At 64.8% G+C, this 17,035-nt stretch carries 9 protein-coding genes; 5 read left to right on the plus strand and 4 right to left on the minus strand.

All coding sequences use genetic code 11. The features are described from left to right. Positions 1 to 54 precede the first annotated feature (54 nt). Positions 55 to 702 carry a LysE family translocator gene (locus MHM84_RS05850; protein ID WP_239263516.1) on the plus strand — a complete coding sequence of 216 codons (648 nt, stop codon included), beginning with the start codon at positions 55 to 57 and terminating at the stop codon, positions 700 to 702. Here MHM84_RS05850 and MHM84_RS05855 read toward each other — a convergent pair. The 4 genes from MHM84_RS05855 to MHM84_RS05870 form a co-directional block, all read right to left on the minus strand. Then, entirely contained in the window at positions 679 to 1,188 is a 510-nt protein-coding gene (locus tag MHM84_RS05855; RefSeq protein ID WP_239263518.1) for a sterol desaturase family protein, read from the minus strand. The two genes, MHM84_RS05850 and MHM84_RS05855, sit on opposite strands and share 24 nt — an antisense overlap. 160 nt (positions 1,189 to 1,348) lie before the next feature. Next, the gene (locus MHM84_RS05860) at positions 1,349 to 2,848 is read right to left on the minus strand and encodes a CoA-acylating methylmalonate-semialdehyde dehydrogenase (RefSeq protein ID WP_239263520.1); all 1,500 of its coding nucleotides are present in this window, start codon (positions 2,846 to 2,848) and stop codon (positions 1,349 to 1,351) included. 115 nt (positions 2,849 to 2,963) lie between these two features. Further along, complete coding sequence (locus MHM84_RS05865) at positions 2,964 to 4,439, minus strand: YdiU family protein (RefSeq protein ID WP_239263523.1); 1,476 nt, start codon at positions 4,437 to 4,439, stop codon at positions 2,964 to 2,966. A gap of 94 nt (positions 4,440 to 4,533) precedes the next feature. Continuing rightward, on the minus strand, positions 4,534 to 5,682 hold the full coding sequence (locus tag MHM84_RS05870; protein WP_239263525.1) for an ADP-ribosylglycohydrolase family protein: 1,149 nt from the start codon (positions 5,680 to 5,682) through the stop codon (positions 4,534 to 4,536). A gap of 242 nt (positions 5,683 to 5,924) precedes the next feature. Between MHM84_RS05870 and MHM84_RS05875 the strand changes: the two genes are divergently transcribed. From MHM84_RS05875 to recD, 4 genes are all read left to right on the plus strand, one after another. Then, a complete protein-coding gene (locus tag MHM84_RS05875) occupies positions 5,925 to 7,268 on the plus strand; it encodes a DUF2254 domain-containing protein (protein ID WP_239263526.1) in 1,344 nt (447 codons plus the stop codon). A gap of 118 nt (positions 7,269 to 7,386) precedes the next feature. Beyond that, on the plus strand, positions 7,387 to 10,962 hold the full coding sequence (recC, locus tag MHM84_RS05880; protein ID WP_239263528.1) for an exodeoxyribonuclease V subunit gamma: 3,576 nt from the start codon (positions 7,387 to 7,389) through the stop codon (positions 10,960 to 10,962). After that, the gene (recB, locus tag MHM84_RS05885; RefSeq protein WP_239263530.1) at positions 10,959 to 14,720 is read left to right on the plus strand and encodes an exodeoxyribonuclease V subunit beta; all 3,762 of its coding nucleotides are present in this window, start codon (positions 10,959 to 10,961) and stop codon (positions 14,718 to 14,720) included. Before recC ends, recB begins: the two co-directional genes overlap by 4 nt. Then, the gene (gene recD, locus MHM84_RS05890; protein WP_239263532.1) at positions 14,717 to 16,951 is read left to right on the plus strand and encodes an exodeoxyribonuclease V subunit alpha; all 2,235 of its coding nucleotides are present in this window, start codon (positions 14,717 to 14,719) and stop codon (positions 16,949 to 16,951) included. Before recB ends, recD begins: the two co-directional genes overlap by 4 nt. Positions 16,952 to 17,035: the final 84 nt, after the last annotated feature.

A 17,035-nucleotide genomic window follows, 5' to 3' on the forward strand; every position in this document is an offset into this window, starting at 1 on the left:
ACGTCGGCCCATCCAGCGTCAACAATGGAAGCCTGTTCGGAGCGGAGATCCGTCATGCTGCAACAATTCCTGTTGGTCGCCGGTGCCCACTTTCTCGCCCTGCTCAGTCCGGGCCCCGACTTCTTTCTCATCCTGCGCTACGCCATTGTTCGGAGCCGTCTCCAGGCAGCACTGGCCTGTCTGGGCATCACCTTGGCCAACGCCCTGTTCATCGGTCTGGCACTGTTCGGTCTGATGGCTCTGGATAATGACAGCACGACATTTTTGCTGCTGCAGTTGGCGGGAGCCGGCTTTCTCGTCTACATGGGAGGGCTCTTCATTCGTCATGCCGGCCGGACCCCGCTGTCGGAAGCCGCCACCAGCGCCGCTACGCCCAAGGTTTCCTACGGTGCGTTGCTGGCCGGGCTGACCTCGGGGCTACTCAACCCTAAGAACGGCCTTTTTTACGCTAGCCTGTTCGCCGTACTCAACGCCCGTGCCACACCGCCCGCCATCCAGGGGCTCTACGCGCTGTGGATGGTCGGCGTGGTGCTCGGCTGGGATCTTCTCGTGGCGCGGCTGGCCGGGCATCCCCGGCTAATACGGCATCTGGGTCGCGGTCTGAAGGCCATCGAGCGGCTGGCCGGCGTCGTCCTGCTGTTGCTGGCACTTGGGATCATCGTCTCCCGGCGCAACGCGCTACTGGCGCTGATCGTTTCTTAGCGGCCCGTCATGTTTTTCACGCAACTGACGCTTGAGCGTGCTCACCGACGGCGCAACCAGGAAGCCGAACGACACACAGCCTTCCTTGCCTTTCACGGCATGATGCATGCGGTGGGCCTGGTAAAGCCGCTTGAGATAACCGCGCCGCGGCACGTAACGGAACGGCCAGCGCTGATGCACCAACCCGTCGTGGGCGAGAAAGTACAGGAAGCCGTACGCGGTCATTCCGGCACCGACCCACTGCAACGGGTACCACCCTGACGTACCCAGCGCGATCAACGCGATCGCTACCCCGGCGAACACCACGGCATACAGATCGTTCTTCTCGAACCAGCCGGTACGCTCGGGTGAATCGTGCGGCTCATGGTGCGAGCGATGCCACTCCCACCCCCAGCCGTGCATGATGTACTTATGGGCAAACCAGGCGAACGCCTCCATGCCGGCCACCGTTAACAAGACGATCAATGTATTCAGGACATAACTCATGGCGGTCTCGTCTCCCGTGCCTCGACAGGACACTGGGGTATTGCTGTACCGTTACTGTACAAGCTCCCCCCTCACTTCGACAGGCCAATTCCGCCAAGACAGCGCATATAAAACCGCCGTCCGAAGACGGCGGCAGGCAGCAGTCGTGAAGTTTTTGCCTTTACCCCATCGAGATGGTGCTGTTGATGCCGCTGGAGACGTTCTCGGGCTCGAACCAGCGCGCAGTGACGGTCTTGGTCTGTGTCCAGAAGGCAATGGCCTGCTTGCCGTTGGGGCCGAGGTCGCCGAGCTTGGAGGCGCGTGAGCCGGTGAAGCTGAAGTAGGCCACCGGCACCGGGATCGGAACGTTGATGCCGACCTGGCCGACATCGATGTCGCTCTCGAAGCGCTTGGCGGCCCACCCCGAATTGGTGAAGATTGCCGTGCCGTTGCCGTTGGGGTTGGCGTTGATGAACTCGATGGCGTCGTCCAGCGTCTCGACGCCTGCCACGCACAGCACCGGGCCGAAAATCTCCTCCTTATAGATGGTCATCTCGGCGGTCACGTCGCTGAAGATGGTCGGGCCGACGAAGTTGCCGTCCGGATAGCCTTCCACCTGAATATCGCGGCCATCCAGCGCCAATGTCGCGCCTTCGCTTTCCCCCGTGCCGATCAACTGCACCACGCGATCACGCGCCGCCGGCGAGACCAGCGGGCCGAGGTCGGCATCGCGCTGGGTGCCGGGGCCGACCTTCATGGCCCGGGACTTCTCGACGATTTCATCGAGCCATTGGCGGGCCTCGCCCACCAGCACCAGCACCGAGTTGGCCATGCAGCGCTGGCCGGCCGCGCCGAAGGCCGAGCCGAGAATGTTGTTGATGGCCTGGCTACGGTTGGCGTCGGGCATGATCACGCAGTGGTTCTTGGCGCCCATCATCGCCTGAACGCGCTTGCCGGCCTTGCCGGCCCGTTCGTGGATCAGGCTGCCGATGCGCGTCGAGCCGATGAACGACAGCGCCTTGATATCGGGATGGTCACACAACCGGTTGGCCACGTCCGGGCCGCCATGCACCACGTTGAGCACCCCGGCGGGCACGCCGGCCTCGTGGGCCAGCTCGACCAGACGCATGGTCGACGACGGGTCCTGCTCGGAAGGCTTGAGCACGAAGGTATTGCCGGTGGCGATGGCCAACGGAAACATGAAACACGGCAACATGATCGGAAAATTGAAGGCGGTGATGCCGGCGCCCACGCCCAGCGGCTGATTCAGCGAATAGACGTTGACGTCGCTGGCGGCGTTTTCGGCGATCTCGCCAAGCTGCAGCGTAGTGATCGAACAAGCATGCTCGACCACTTCCAGGCCGCGCCCCACTTCGCCTTCGGCATCCGGCAGGGTCTTGCCGTGTTCCTCGGTGATCAGCGCTGCGAGCTCGGCGGTATGCTCACGAATCAGCGCCTGGAAGGCCAGCATGATGCGCATGCGCTTGGCCAACGGCACCTTGCGCCAGGTCTTGAACGCCGCCTTGGCGCTGGCCACGGCACGGTCGACTTCCTCGACGGGGCAGAACGGCACCCGCGCCACCACTTCCTGAGTGGCCGGATTGACCACATCCCGCCACTCCTGAGCTTGTGACGGAACGGACTGGCCATCGATGTAGAGGGAAATTTCTCGAACGGACATGTTGAACGGCTCCTTTTGCGTTGTGATTGTTATGTCCCGTAAGACTGTGCAACGGACAATTCCCCTGAGTCTACGCTCTGTCTGAAAAATCGGCGAGGCTACCGGCGCGGCAAGATCAGGTTCCGCAGAACGTCCGAAACACCTGCTCGCTGGGCTCTGCCGGCAGCGTATACGCCTCGCGGCCGGGCTGTTCCTCGAAGGGCTTGGCCAGCACCTCGCGAAGTGCCTCGAAAGGGCTGAAATCGCCTTGGTAAGCCGCCGACAGCGCTTCTTCGACCTTATGGTTGCGAGGTATGTAGAGCGGATTGATCGCCCGCATGCGGGTGGCGACGGTGGCCGCGTCAACGTCTTCGCGCGCCAGCCGCGCCTGCCATAGAGGTAGCCAGGTCTCGAGGGGCTCGGTGCGTTCGCAGAGTTCGAACAGTGCCTGGCGTCCTGCGGAGGACTCCGCCACGTCGGCCAGCTGGCGAAAGCTCAGGGTAAAATCGGCACGCCCGGCGTGCAACGCTTCGAGCAACGATCCGGCGAGTTCGGCGTCGCCCTCCTCTTCGTGCTCCAGGCCGAGCTTGGCGCGCATCACGGCCAGCCACTCGCTTTCATAGCGAGCGGGATAGGCTTCGATCACCTTGGTGGCGCGTTCGATGGCACGCTCCTGCTCGGCGTCGATCAATGGCAGCAGCGTCTCGGCGAAGCGCGCCAGGTTCCACTGGATGATGCCCGGCTGGTTGCCATAGGCGTAGCGCCCACCCGCGTCGATGGAGCTGAACACCTTGCGCGGATCGTAGGCTTCCATGAACGCGCAGGGGCCGAAATCGATGGTTTCGCCCGAGATTGCAGTGTTGTCGGTGTTCATCACGCCATGAATGAAGCCCACCCCCATCCAGCGGGCGACCAGGGCGGCCTGGCGCGCCTGCACCGCTTCCAGCAGGCCCAGGTAGCGTTCTTCCTCGGGACGCTCGAGCAGCTCGGGAAAGTGGCGCTCGATGACGTGATCGGCCAGGGTGCGTACGCCGTCGATATCGCCACGGGTGGCGAAATACTGGAAAGTGCCCACGCGAATGTGGCTCGAGGCTACACGTGTAACGACACCGCCCGGCTCGGGCACGCGGCGCACGACGCGTTCGCCTGTGGTCACTGCAGCCAGTGCCCGCGTGGTGGGGATGCCCATGGCATGCATCGCCTCGCTGACCAGATACTCGCGCAGTACCGGCCCCAGCGGCGCGCGGCCATCGCCGCCACGCGAGAACGGCGTACACCCTGCCCCCTTGAGCTGAATGTCACGCAACCGTCCCTGCCGGTCGGTGACTTCGCCAAGCAACACGGCGCGACCATCGCCCAGGCGCGGCACGAAATTGCCGAACTGATGGCCGGCATAGGCCATGGCCAGCGGCTCGGCGCCCGGCGGTACTTGGTTGCCGGCAAACCAGGCAGCGGCCTGGTCGGCATCGAAAGCCTCGAGATCGAAGCCGAGTTCCTCGGCCAAGGTGCGGTTGAAGGCGACCAGCTCGGGCGCCTTCACCGGAACGGGGTCGAAGCGCTCGTAGAAACGCTCCGGAAGTCGTGCATAGCGCAACGTAAACGCGGGAAACATCGCAACTCCAGCGGCATCCAGCCGAATGACGAATGACGGTCCTGTCCCGATCAGCGTAGGTCATGCCAGGCAGGGATGCCGGCAGAACGAGAGATCAGGACGGCGGATAGCGTCGAATCAGTTCGTCATCATACGCGCCGTGTCCGTGCCCCACATAGACTTGTGGCAACCACTGCAGGTCATGGCCGAGCACATCCATCCAGTTGCGCAATTCGAGAACTTCGAGCCAGGCCGGCGGCAGCCCGCCGAGGCTGAATCTCAGCCCCAGCAGGTTTCCGGCGAGCAGGCCTGTGCCCTTGCTGTCGCCGGCTTGATTGACTGCCCATAGCACGCCCTGGCGATAGTCTTCGGCGGCCAGGGCACACCATACCGCAACCGCCAGCGACACTTGTGCGCTCCTATCGGCCCCCAGCATCTTGATGCCCTGTGGCGAGGGCTTGCTGCCCTGGGCATGGAAGTCGAGTACCGCCTCGAGCAGAAAGCGAATCTGTATCTGGCAGCGCGACAGACTGGCGCGCTCGTCATCGTCGCTGATGTGGAAGCCGATGCAGGCCCCGCTTTCCAGGAAAGCCAGTGCCTGGGCCAGCAACGTATCGAGGGGTTGTTCGCTTTCCAACAGGCCATTGATCAGATAAGCGAACACCCCGGCACTCAGGTAGGCGCAGGGGTGACCATGGGTGAGACGTGCCGTTTCGCTGGCCACCGAGAAGGCCCGTTCACGGTGACGCAACAGAAAATCGCTCCAAGGGAACAAGCCGATGGGTGCGGCACGAGTCAGGGCGGCGCAGTGATTGATCTGGTTGTCCGGTTGCCAGGTAAAGGCTGGCGCCTGCTCGAGCGCCGCGAGGCTGGTCTCATCCGGCGCACGCCGCTGGTGCAGACGTACATCGCTCATCAGACCGACCTTGTCGTCGATCGGGCTCAATGCCGGCGCGATTCCCTGTGTGAGGGCCCAGCGCATCAACGCATGGTGAATGACGGCGACCGGATCGTAGATTTCACGCTCTTGAATGCGCACGTAGGCACGCAGCATGCCTTCGGCCGTGAACAGCATCGTCTGGGTATCGCCGGTCACGCTGCCCCGCAGCCCATCGACCCCTACCAGATCACGAACCCCGTCGGGACCGAACCGGGCGCGAATCCGCTCCCAGCTCAGCGAATCGACCGGCGCTCCCAAGGCATCGCCGATCGCCCCGCCAAACAGACAAGCCTGTGTCAGTTCGATCCGTGGTGCCGTCTTCATGGTTCCCTCCCGCTTCCTGATGTGGAGCAGGGTAGAGCCAGCATACGCCAATGTTCACCGCTAGCCACCTAACGCTGAGCACATTAGCGTTCAGGTACGAGACCGGGGTGAGAACCGCCTGTACGGCGCGATTAGGCAGGCCATTCCGGAAAGGCCAGACATCTCACGAACCGGGTAGACCACCCCAGCGCGACAGTGAAGCCTGTACACTAGGGCGACGTTTTTCCTGGAAGGTGTCAACGATGACCAACCCCCTGGCCTGGCCTCTGCGTCTCATCAACAGGCTTCGACAGAGCATCGCCTATCTGACCAGCCTGATTACCCTGGCCTATCTGGCGCTGGTCGTGCTGGTCGTTCTGGCGCCCATCGACTCGTCGATGCTCCCCGACTTTCTCGGGTTCATGAAATTCGACAATCCGGACACGGCGCGTACCCTGCTGGCCACCCTGGTCGCGGGCATGATCTCGCTGATGGTATTCAGCTTCTCGATGGTCATGTCGGTTCTCACCCAGGCCGGAGGCAATTTTTCTCTCAAGCTGGTCTTCGGGTTGGTCACGGAGCGTCGTCACCAGCAGGTGCTCGGTCACTACCTGGGCACAATCCTGTTCATCCTGGTGCTATTGATGATACCGATCGAGGGCAGGACGCCGGATCTCTGGCGCTCGCTGGCAACCTATCTTGGCGCTGCCATGGTGATCCACTGCCTGGCCCTGTTCGTCTATTTCATCCATAACGCCTCGCAATCGGTACAGATCAACGCCGTCACGCAGGAACTTCACCGCTCCGCGCTGCGCTCCATGCAACGACTCCAGGCCAGACAGCAGCAAAAGAAATGGTGCTACGTCAGCCATAGAGATGTGCCTGGCAGTCGATGCCATTTCATTCATGCCCAACAGAGCGGCTACATACAGCGCGCCAATCTCGAGGCACTTGCCAGCCTGGCCGAACAGGCGGACTGCGCCATTCACTTCAATTTTGCGCTGGGTGACTTCATCGTCACGGGTTTTCCGATACTCAAGGTCGAGACGGACCAACCCCCCACCGAGAAATGGTCCGACGCCGTCAGGTCTCATCTGGAATATCTGGAAGGCGAGTCGATTCAGGACTTGTACGTCAACGGCCTGACCCAGCTGATGGAGGTTGCCGTAAAGGCCTTGTCACCGGGCATCAATGACCCCGGCACCGCGAGGCTGTGCTTGCATCAGATCACCGAACTGCTCCGCGAAAGGCTGATGTTCGAACCCTGTAATACTCTAGCGGACGATGCCGGGAAAGCCAGGGTCACCTGGCCCGAGGAAACCCTCGATAACCTGCTCTACAAGCTGTATACGCCCATATTGCACTATGGAAGTGACGATGTGAGCATCTGTCTCGCCCTGCTGAAATCGCTCAAGACCCTGTCGCTGTTCGCTGATGACGATCAGCGCGAACTTCTCCAGGCGCATGCGCAGCGGGTCGTGGGCGCCCTTGCCGAGTTGGTGGACGATCCGCTGGACAGCTGGTTCATCCTCGAACGCATCAATGGCGGTACGCACAACCTCGTCCTGTCATGCGAACCGTTCAAGTATTCAAGTAGAGAAGACTGAACGCAGCGGTGCTGCGCATCGGCTCTTGAAGTACCGACCGTGACATGGTTTATTCCCGCGCCTCGTCCAGTCCGGTATGGTTGGAAAGTGTTCGACCGCCCCGCATCAAGGAAGCGCCATGTCCCTGTTTTCTGACGAAGCCTTGCAACCCGGCTTCATGGTCGTCCATGGCAACCGTCTGGAAGACCTGCGCGGCATAGCGGTGGAGTGGATGAAACGCCACCCGCTGGCGCCGCTGGAAAACGAAGTCATCCTGGTGCAGAGCAACGGCATCAGTCAGTGGATGAAGCTGGCACTCGCCGCAGACACCGACGAAGCGGGCTCCGGCATCGCCGCCGCGCTGGACATCACCCTGCCGGCGCGTTTTCTGTGGCAGGCCTACCGCGCCGTGCTGATCCACGCTGAAAGCGATCCCGCAGCGGTGCCTTCGACCTCGCCGTTCGACAAGTCGCGGCTGACCTGGCGTCTGCTACGCCTGCTGCCCGAACTGATGACACATGATGTCTTCGCGCCGCTCAAGCAGTTTTTGGATGGTGACGGCGACCTGCGCAAGCACCACCAGCTCGCCGAGCGTCTGGCCGATCTGTTCGACCAGTACCAGGTCTACCGCGCCGACTGGCTGGACGCCTGGGGCCGCGGCGAGGACGTGCTGATCACCGCCCGTGGCGAGGCCCGTCCGCTGGACGACGGCCAGCGCTGGCAGCCCGAGCTGTGGCGCGCGATCCGTGCAGACGTGGGCGCCGACGGTATCGACTCCAGCCGCGCCATGGTCCACCAACGCTTTCTCGAGGCCGCCCAGGCCCTGACACCCGAGACCCGCCCGCCCGGCCTGCCGCGCCGGCTCATGGTGTTCGGCATCTCCTCGCTGCCCCAGCAGGCGCTCGAGGCGCTGGCCGCCATCGCCCGCTGCTGCCAGGTCGTGCTTTGCGTGCACAACCCCTGCCAGCACTACTGGGCGGATATCATCGAACACAAGGACCTGCTGCGTGCGCGGCGTTTCCGCCAGTCGCGCAAGGACGGCATGCCCGAACGCCTCGACGTGATCGGCGACGGCGATGGCGAGGCCGAGCTGCACCTGCATGCCCAGCCATTGCTGGCGGCGTGGGGCAAGCAGGGTCGCGACTATCTGCGCCTGCTCGACGAACACGACGACACCCGGCAGTACGAAGGCCTGTTCGCCGCCGAGGCTCTGCGCATCGACCTGTTCGACTCGAATGGCGACGGCTGCCTGCTGCACCAGCTGCAGGACGATATACGAGAGTTGCGACCGCTGCATGAAACCCGCGAGCGCTGGCCGGCGGTGGACACCCGTCGCGACGACTCGGTGGTGTTCCATGTCGCTCACAGCGCCCAGCGCGAGGTCGAGATTCTCCATGATCAACTGCTCGCCGCGTTCAGTGCCGATCCAAGCCTGCGCCCGCGCGACGTGATCGTCATGGTGCCGGACGTCGACAGCTATGCCCCGCATATCCAGGCGGTGTTCGGGCAGATTCCCGTGGACGACCCCCGGCACATTCCCTTCACGCTCTCGGACCAGGGCAGCCGTCACCGTCTGCCGCTGCTGATCGCGCTGGAAAAGCTGCTGCGCCTGCCGGAGCTGCGCCTGTCGGTGAGCGATCTGCTCGATCTGCTCGACGTACCTGCCCTGCGCGCCCGCTTCGGCATCGACGAGGACGACCTGCCCACCCTGCGCCGCTGGATTCACGGCGCCGGTATTCGCTGGGGGCTGCACGGCCTGCAGCGCCGCAGTCTCGACCTGCCCGACGGCATGGAGCAAAACACCTGGACCTTCGGCCTGCGCCGCCTGTTGCTGGGCTATACCGTGGGCACCGCGGGGGACGGCGCATGGCGGGACATCGAGCCGTTCGACGACATCGGCGGGCTTGAGGCACAACTGGCCGGCCCCCTGGCGACGCTGTTGGAAACCTTGGAGGACCAGTGGCATGCGCTGCGCGACGACACCGACGTGATCGGCTGGGGGACGCGCCTGCGCACGCTACTCGAGGCCTGCTTCCTTGCCGAGGACGCCCGCGACAGCCTGGTGCTCACCCAGCTCGAACAGGCCCTGCAGGCCTGGCAGGAGAGCGCACTGGAAGCCGGGCTGACTCGCGAACTGCCGCTGTCCATCGTGCGCGAGCACTGGCTGAACCAGATCGACGAGCAGAACCTGTCGCAACGCTTCATGGCCGGCGCGGTCAATTTCGCCACGTTGATGCCGATGCGCGCCATTCCTTTCCAGCGCGTCTGCCTGCTGGGCATGAACGATGGCGACTATCCGCGCAGCCATCCGCCTATCGACTTCGACTTGATGAACGGCGACTACCGCCCCGGCGACCGCTCGCGCCGTGAAGACGACCGCTACCTGTTTCTCGAAGCGCTGCTCTCGTCACGCCAGCAGTTCTACGTCAGTTGGGTAGGCCGCAGCATCGTCGATAACAGCGAAAAGCCACCCTCGGTGCTGGTCGGCCAATTGCGCGATCACCTTGCGGCCGGCTGGCATGCCGAGGACGACACCGAGCTGCTCGATGCGCTGACCACCTGTCACCCGCTGCAGCCGTTCAGCCGCGCCTATTTTCCCACCGCCGAGGAATATGCCACGCGGGGCGTCTCTGCACGCCGGCTGGTGACCTATGCCCATGAGTGGCGCGCAGTGCATCACCATGAAGCGGCTGACAGCGATGCACTGACAGCCTCGTCGAGCACCGAGCTTCTAACCGACTTCGAGCAGGACACGCCGCTAACGCTTCACCAGCTCGGAAGCTTCCTGCGCAATCCCGCCAAGGCGTTCTTCAATACGCGCCTCAAGGTCTATCTGGAGCGCGAGGATATCGTCAGTCACGACCAGGAGCCCTTCGCCCTCGATGGGTTGGAACAGTGGCAATTGCAGGACCTGCTGATCCAGGCCCAGCGCCAGGCCGTGGACAGCGGTCACTCCCGCGAGGCGGCACTGAGCGACATGCTCGACTGCCTGCAGGGCCAGGGCGTACTGGCCATGGGCGCCTTCGGCGAACGCATGCGCGAGTCATTGGCCGAGCCGATGGAAGCGCTGTTCGACGACTACCGCCAAGCCCTGGACGAATGGCCCCATGCCTTCGACGAGCCGATACCGGTGCGCTTGGCCACCCCCGGTGGCCCGCTGCTGGAGGACTGGCTGGGCGACCTGCGCCGCGACGACGACGGCAACCGCTGCTGCCTGCTGTTGATCAGCAGTAGCCTGGTGAAAAAGAACCGCTACAACTGGCACCACCTGCTGCGTCCCTGGGTGGCGCACCTGGCCGGGCATCTCGACGACGAACCCATGACCACGCGCCTGCTCTCCAAGGCCGGGAACATCACGTTGCCGCCGCTCGATCCCGCCGTGGCCCGTGACCACTTGCGCGCCCTGATCGACGCCTGGCAGGTCGGCATGCGCTCGCCCCTGCCACTGGCCACTGGCACTGCGTTCGCCTGGCTGGGCAAGGAAGGCACCCCGGAGAGCACACCTGACAGCGATGCCTGGAAGGCCGCCGTCAGCGCCTATCAGGGTGACGACTTCGTCGCCGGCGAGGTCGGCCGCGACCCGTATCTGGCTCACCGCTGGGCAAACTTCGCCGCGCTCTACCAGACGCACCTCGGCACGCCGTACGCCTTCGCCACGTTGAGCGAGCGCTTGCTGGCCCCCGTGTATCAAGCCGTGAAGGGAGGCGGAAAATGAGCGACGTCACCCAGCTCAACCCGTTGGAGTTCCCGCTGCACGGCAGCCGGCTGATCGAAGCCAGCGCCGGCACCGGCAAGACCTTCACCATCGCCCTGCTCTACGTGCGCCTGGTGCTCGGCGCGCGCCGTGAAGACGACCCCGCCGCCTTCGCCCGGCCGCTGACCCCCCCGGAAATCCTGGTAGTGACCTTCACCAACGCCGCCACCCAGGAGCTGCGCGAGCGTATCCGCGCCCGGCTGGTCGAGGCTTCTGACGTCTTCCTGCAGCCAAAAGAGGATGCTCAGGGCGACCCGCTACTGCTCCAATTGCGTGACGAATACGACGAGGCCACCTGGTCGGCCTGTGCACGTCGTCTGCAGCTGGCCGCCGAATGGATGGACGAGGCCGCCGTCTCGACCATCCACAGTTGGTGTTACCGCATGCTCCGCGAGCACGCCTTCGATAGCGGCAGCCTGTTCTCACTCAACCTGGAAACCGACCAGAGCGAGTTGATCAGCGAGGTAGTACGCGACTACTGGCGCAGCTTCTACTACCCAATGAGCGTCGATGAGCTGCCCGCGGTAATGCGCTACTGGCAGTCCCCCGAGACACTCTATGACCACGTTTGCCGCCTGCTGCCGGAATGCGACGCCCTGCCCGAGGGCGCTCCGCCCCCCGATGAGGCACTGCACGAGGCCCGCGAAGCCACGGCTCAGCGTCTCGCCGAACTCAAGGCGCCCTGGCCGCAGTGGGTGGACGAGTGCGAGGTATTGTTCGAGGACGCCGCCAAGCGCAAGGCCTTCAAAGGCCAGAGTTTCAATGCCCGCAGCCGCGCCAACTGGCTGGGCGCACTGCGCGAGTGGTGCCAGGGCGACGCCGTTCGCCCTGAACTCACGCCCGCCGCCTGGAAACGCCTGACGCCGGAAGGCATGGCCGAAATCTGGCTCAAGGGCGAGCCGCCGGATCATCCCGCTCTCAATGCCATTGCCGAACTCCAGGCCGAACTCGACGCGCTGCCAGAGCCGCGCGCCACGCTGCTGCTCCACGCCGTGCACTGGTGCCGCACGCGCCTGGAACGCGAGCAGCAGCGCCGCGCCGAGATGGGCCCCAACGAATTGTTGATCCACCTCGACCGCGCGCTGGCCGGGGGCAATTGCGAGGCGCTGGGTGCGCAGATCCGCCGCCAGTTCCCGGTGGCGTTGATCGACGAGTTCCAGGATACCGACCCGGTGCAGTACCGCATCTTCGACTGCGTCTACCGCATCGGCGAGAACCGCCGCGATACCGGCGTGTTCCTGATCGGAGATCCCAAGCAGGCGATCTACGCCTTCCGCGGCGCCGACATCCACACCTACCTGCAGGCGCGCCGCGACACCGCCGGCCGGCATGTCACGCTGGGCACCAACTTCCGCTCCTGCACGCCAATGGTCGAAGCGGTCAACCGCTGCTTCGCGCATGCCGAACAGCACCCACCCGGCGCCTTCCTGTTCAAGGGCAAGTCAGATAATCCAGTGCCGTTCCATGAAGTGGCCGCCAAGGGACGCAAGGACTCACTCACGCTGGACGGCCAGCCACTGCCGGCCATGACGTTGTGGCAACTGGAAAGCGACGAGCCGCTGGCCAAGGGCGCCTACCACACCGAGATGGCCGAGCGCTGCGCCAGCGCCATGGTCGAACTGCTCGAACATGGCCAACGCGGCCGCGCCGGTTTCAGTCACAGCGGCGAAGGCGATTTCAAGGCACTCACGCCCTCTGACATGGCGGTGCTGGTCAACGGCCTGGGCGAGGCGCGTGCCATCCGTCAGGCGCTGGCCCGGCGCGGGGTGAAGAGCGTCTACCTCTCCGACAAGGACAAGGTGTTCGCCTCGCCCATCGCGCCGCAGGTCAAAACCTGGCTGCGCGCCTGCGCCGAGCCCGACGACGACCGCAAGCTGCGCGCCGCCCTGGCCACCCCCGCGCTGGGCCTCGACCTGCCCGCACTCGATGCCCTGAACGAGGACGAGTTGGCCTGGGAAGGCCGGGTCATGCAGTTCCGCGATTACCATCGCCAGTGGCAGACCCAGGGCGTGCTGCCACTGCTGCGCCGGGTGATGAACGACTTCGGTGTGCCTGCCCGATTGCTTGCCGACGGGCCCGCCAGCGACGGTGAGCGCTTGCTTACTGACCTTCTGCATTTGGGCGAACTGTTGCAGCAGGCCAGCCAGGAACTCGACGGCGAACATGCGCTGATCCGCTTTCTCGCCGAAGCCATTGCCGACCCGCAGGGCCAGGGCGACGCCCACAAGCTGCGCCTGGAAAGCGATGCCGATCTGGTTCAAGTAGTCACCATCCATAAGTCCAAGGGCCTGGAGTACCCGCTGGTCTTCCTGCCCTTCATCTGCAGCCACCGCCCGACCAAGAAGGACGATTCGCCGCTGCGCTGGCACGACGATGACGGCAAGCTGCAGATCAGCCTGGAAGCCGATGACACCATTCTCGAGCGCGCCGACCGCGAACGCCTCGGTGAAGACCTGCGCAAGCTGTACGTCGCGCTGACCCGCGCCCGCCACGCCACCTGGCTGGGCATGGCGCCGCTCAAGGGCATGGAAAGCTGCGCCATCGGGCAACTGCTGGCCAATGGCGAAGCCATCGCGCCATCCAACTTCGGCAACATGCTGGCCACGCTCAAGGGCCGCTGCGAATCGATCACGCTGTGCCCCGCGCCGGAGATCACTCGCCGCGTCATCACCCTGGAAGACGATCAACCGCTGCTTGGCGAAGCGCGCCAGCCGCTGCGCAGCGCCCGTGAGCACTGGTGGATTGCCAGCTACTCGGCGCTGCGCTTCTCCGGAGAGGCCCCGGCCACCGCGCCGGAGACGACCTTCACGCCCGCCGAGTCCGTCGCAAGCTCCATGAGCGAGTCGGCCCCATTCGAGCCGGCCACCGCCGTCGAGGCCACCGCTTTCGAGGTAATGACCGAACCCCGCGACAACGCTGACCCCGACCAGCCCGTGCCCAGCCTGCACCGCTTCCCGCGTGGCCCCGGCCCTGGCACCTTCCTGCACGGCATTCTGGAATGGGCCGGTCAGCAGGGTTTCGGCCAAGTGAACGCTTACCCCGCTCAGCGCGAGGACACCCTGGCGCGGCGCTGTAACCTGCGTGGCTGGACCCAATGGCTACCCACGCTGGACGAGTGGCTGGCCGACCTGCTGAGCCGACCATTGCCGCTGCCCAGCGCAACCGGTGCCAGTGAGGAGGTGCCGTTGGAGGCGCTAAACGCCTATCAGGTCGAGATGGAGTTCTGGTTCGCGGCCAACCAGGTCGACGCGCCCGCGCTTGACGAACTGGTGCGCCGCCATACCCTGCACGGCATGCCGCGCCCCCGCGCCGAACGCGACCGGCTCAACGGCATGCTCAAGGGCTTCATCGATCTGGTATTCGAGTATCAGGGCCGCTATTACGTGGCCGACTGGAAGTCCAACCACCTGGGCCTGGACGACAGCGCCTATACACCGGAGGCGATGCGTGCCGCCGTCGCCGAGAAGCGCTACGACCTGCAGTACGCGCTTTATCTGCTTGCCCTGCACCGCCTGCTCAAAGCGCGCCTGAAGGATTACGATTACGACCGTCATATTGGCGGCTCGCTGACGGTGTTCCTGCGCGGCACCCACGCTGCCAGCCGAGGCGTGCATGCCGAGCGCCCCCCACGCGAACTGATCGAGGCCCTGGACGCGCTGTTCCGCGGTGAGCCACTCGATATTGCCACCGACACCCAGGCCATGGAGACACCGGCATGAAGGAACTCGACCTGTTCGACGACCTCACCCCCGAGGCGGACAGGCCGCAGCGGGACGTCTCGCATGCCGCCTGGCACGATCACGATGCCCTGCTGGCCCTGCTGCAGCGCTGGGTGGATCGCGGCTGGCTGCGCCCGCTGGACCGCGCGCTGGTCGTGTTCCTTCATCGCGAGGTCGGCGACGGGCAACCTCTGCTGCTGCTCGCCGCTGCGCTGGCCAGCCATCAGCTCGGCCGTGGGCACGTATGCCTGGACCTCGCCCAGACCCTGGCCGCCCCCAACCTGGCGCTCTCGCTGCCACCCGAAGGCGACGACCTCAACGATCCGCCGCCGCTACCCAGCGAGATTCTCGACGGGCTGCACCTCGACACGTGGCGTGCCGCACTGGCCAACCCCATGCTGGTCAGCCACGGGGACCAGGCGCGCTCCGGTAACACGCCCCTCGTGCGGCTGGATACCTCCGGCAGCACTCGCCTCTACCTGCGCCGCTACTGGCAGTACGAGCAGGACATTCGCCACGCCCTGCATGGCCGACTGACGCACGAGCTTCCCACGCCGCCGACCGAGACCCTGAAACAGGCGCTCGATGCCCTGTTCGGTGAAGCCACTGCTAGTGCCGCACAGGACGACGCCCAACTCGACTGGCAGAAACTCGCCTGCGCGCTGGCCGCCCGCTCGCGCTTCTCGGTGATCACCGGCGGCCCCGGCACCGGCAAGACCACCACCGTAGTGCGCCTGCTCGCCCTGCTTCAGGCCTTGCAACTTGGCCAGACGGGAGATCGTCCACTGCGCATTCGCCTGGCTGCCCCCACCGGCAAGGCCGCCGCGCGCCTCAACGAGTCCATCGCCAAGCAGGTCGAAGGCATCTCGCTGCTGGAACTCGCCTCGGCGGCCTGCGCCGACGGCGTGGATATCCAAACGCTGCGCGAAGCCATTCCTACCGAAGTCACCACACTGCACCGCCTGCTCGGCTCGCGCCCCGACACGCGTCACTTCCGCTATAACCCAAGCAACCGTCTGGCGCTCGATGTGCTGGTGGTAGACGAAGCCTCAATGGTCGATATCGAGATGATGGCCGCCCTGCTCGGCGCCCTGCCTCCACGTGCGCGGCTGGTACTGCTGGGCGACAAGGACCAACTCGCCTCGGTGGAAGCCGGTGCCGTACTCGGTGACCTGTGCCAGCGTGCCGAGGGTGCCCACTACACCCCGAGCACCTGCGACTGGCTGGCCCAGGTCGCGGGCGCCACGCTCCCCGAGCGTTATCAAAGCCACCACGGCCAGGCGCTGGATCAGGCCATCGCCATGCTGCGGGTGAGCCACCGCTTCGATGCCAGCAGCGGCATCGGCCAGCTAGCCCAGGCCGTGAACCGCCCGCTGGCCAGCGACCATCAACCCAAGGACAAGCGCCGCGCGGTACGTAGCGTCTTCCAGCAGGGCTATGCGGACATCGCCCACCTACGCCTGAGCGACAGCGACGACCCGGCACTCGACCGGCTGGTGGTCGACGGCAACCCCGGCGGCTTTCTCAATAAGGGCCGCGGACGTGCTGGGCGCGATGGCGAACTGCCGCCACCCACCGGCTACCGGCATTACCTGGAAACGCTGGCCCAACACCGCCCACCCGCCGATGCCGACCTGGAGCACGACCGCGAGGCGTTCGATGCCTGGGCACGCGCCGTAATCGACGCCTATGGCCGCTTCCAGTTGCTGTGCGCCCTGCGCAAAGGCCCGTGGGGCGTGGAAGGTTTGAATCCGCGCATTGCCCGCGCCCTGCGCCGCCAAGGGCTGATTCACGCCAGCGACGCCGAACTCGAGCGCGGCTGGTACCTCGGCCGCCCGGTGCTCGTCACCCGCAACGACTACAGCCTGGGGCTGATGAACGGCGACATCGGCATCACCCTCGCCCTGCCGCTGCCCGGCCAACCCGGCAAGACCATGCTGCGCGCCGCCTTCCCCAGCAACGACGGCAGCGGGCGCATCAAATGGGTACTGCCCAGCCGCCTGCAGGCGGTGGAAACCGTCTTCGCCATGACCGTCCACAAGTCCCAGGGCTCGGAATTCACCCACACCGCACTGATACTGCCCGACGCCCCTAACCCCATCCTGACTAGAGAATTGGTCTACACGGGTGTTACGCGCGCTAAGGATTGGTTTACATTAGCGGAAAGCGGACGCGGAATACTGGATGAGGCGGTGCTGCGAGAAGTAACGCGGGTGAGTGGCTTGGCTTAAATATTAAAGACAGTTTACGACCCAAAGCAGCCATGGCGACAAAGGCAGCAAGCACGTTCATTGAGGGGATGCAGCATGCACGAT

The sequence above is a fragment of the Halomonas sp. McH1-25 genome (genome assembly GCF_022348165.1).
Classification (GTDB): domain Bacteria; phylum Pseudomonadota; class Gammaproteobacteria; order Pseudomonadales; family Halomonadaceae; genus Modicisalibacter.

What these genes read in the sequence shown, in the direction of transcription:
- MHM84_RS05865 (WP_239263523.1), bottom strand. Translation starts at nt 4,439, where the DNA reads ATGTTTCCCGCGTTTACGTTGCGCTATGCACGACTTCCGGAGCGTTTC.
- MHM84_RS05870 (WP_239263525.1), bottom strand. Translation starts at nt 5,682, where the DNA reads ATGAAGACGGCACCACGGATCGAACTGACACAGGCTTGTCTGTTTGGC.
- recB (WP_239263530.1), top strand. Translation starts at nt 10,959, where the DNA reads ATGAGCGACGTCACCCAGCTCAACCCGTTGGAGTTCCCGCTGCACGGC.
- MHM84_RS05875 (WP_239263526.1), top strand. Translation starts at nt 5,925, where the DNA reads ATGACCAACCCCCTGGCCTGGCCTCTGCGTCTCATCAACAGGCTTCGA.
- MHM84_RS05850 (WP_239263516.1), top strand. Translation starts at nt 55, where the DNA reads ATGCTGCAACAATTCCTGTTGGTCGCCGGTGCCCACTTTCTCGCCCTG.
- recD (WP_239263532.1), top strand. Translation starts at nt 14,717, where the DNA reads ATGAAGGAACTCGACCTGTTCGACGACCTCACCCCCGAGGCGGACAGG.
- MHM84_RS05860 (WP_239263520.1), bottom strand. Translation starts at nt 2,848, where the DNA reads ATGTCCGTTCGAGAAATTTCCCTCTACATCGATGGCCAGTCCGTTCCG.
- recC (WP_239263528.1), top strand. Translation starts at nt 7,387, where the DNA reads ATGTCCCTGTTTTCTGACGAAGCCTTGCAACCCGGCTTCATGGTCGTC.
- MHM84_RS05855 (WP_239263518.1), bottom strand. Translation starts at nt 1,188, where the DNA reads ATGAGTTATGTCCTGAATACATTGATCGTCTTGTTAACGGTGGCCGGC.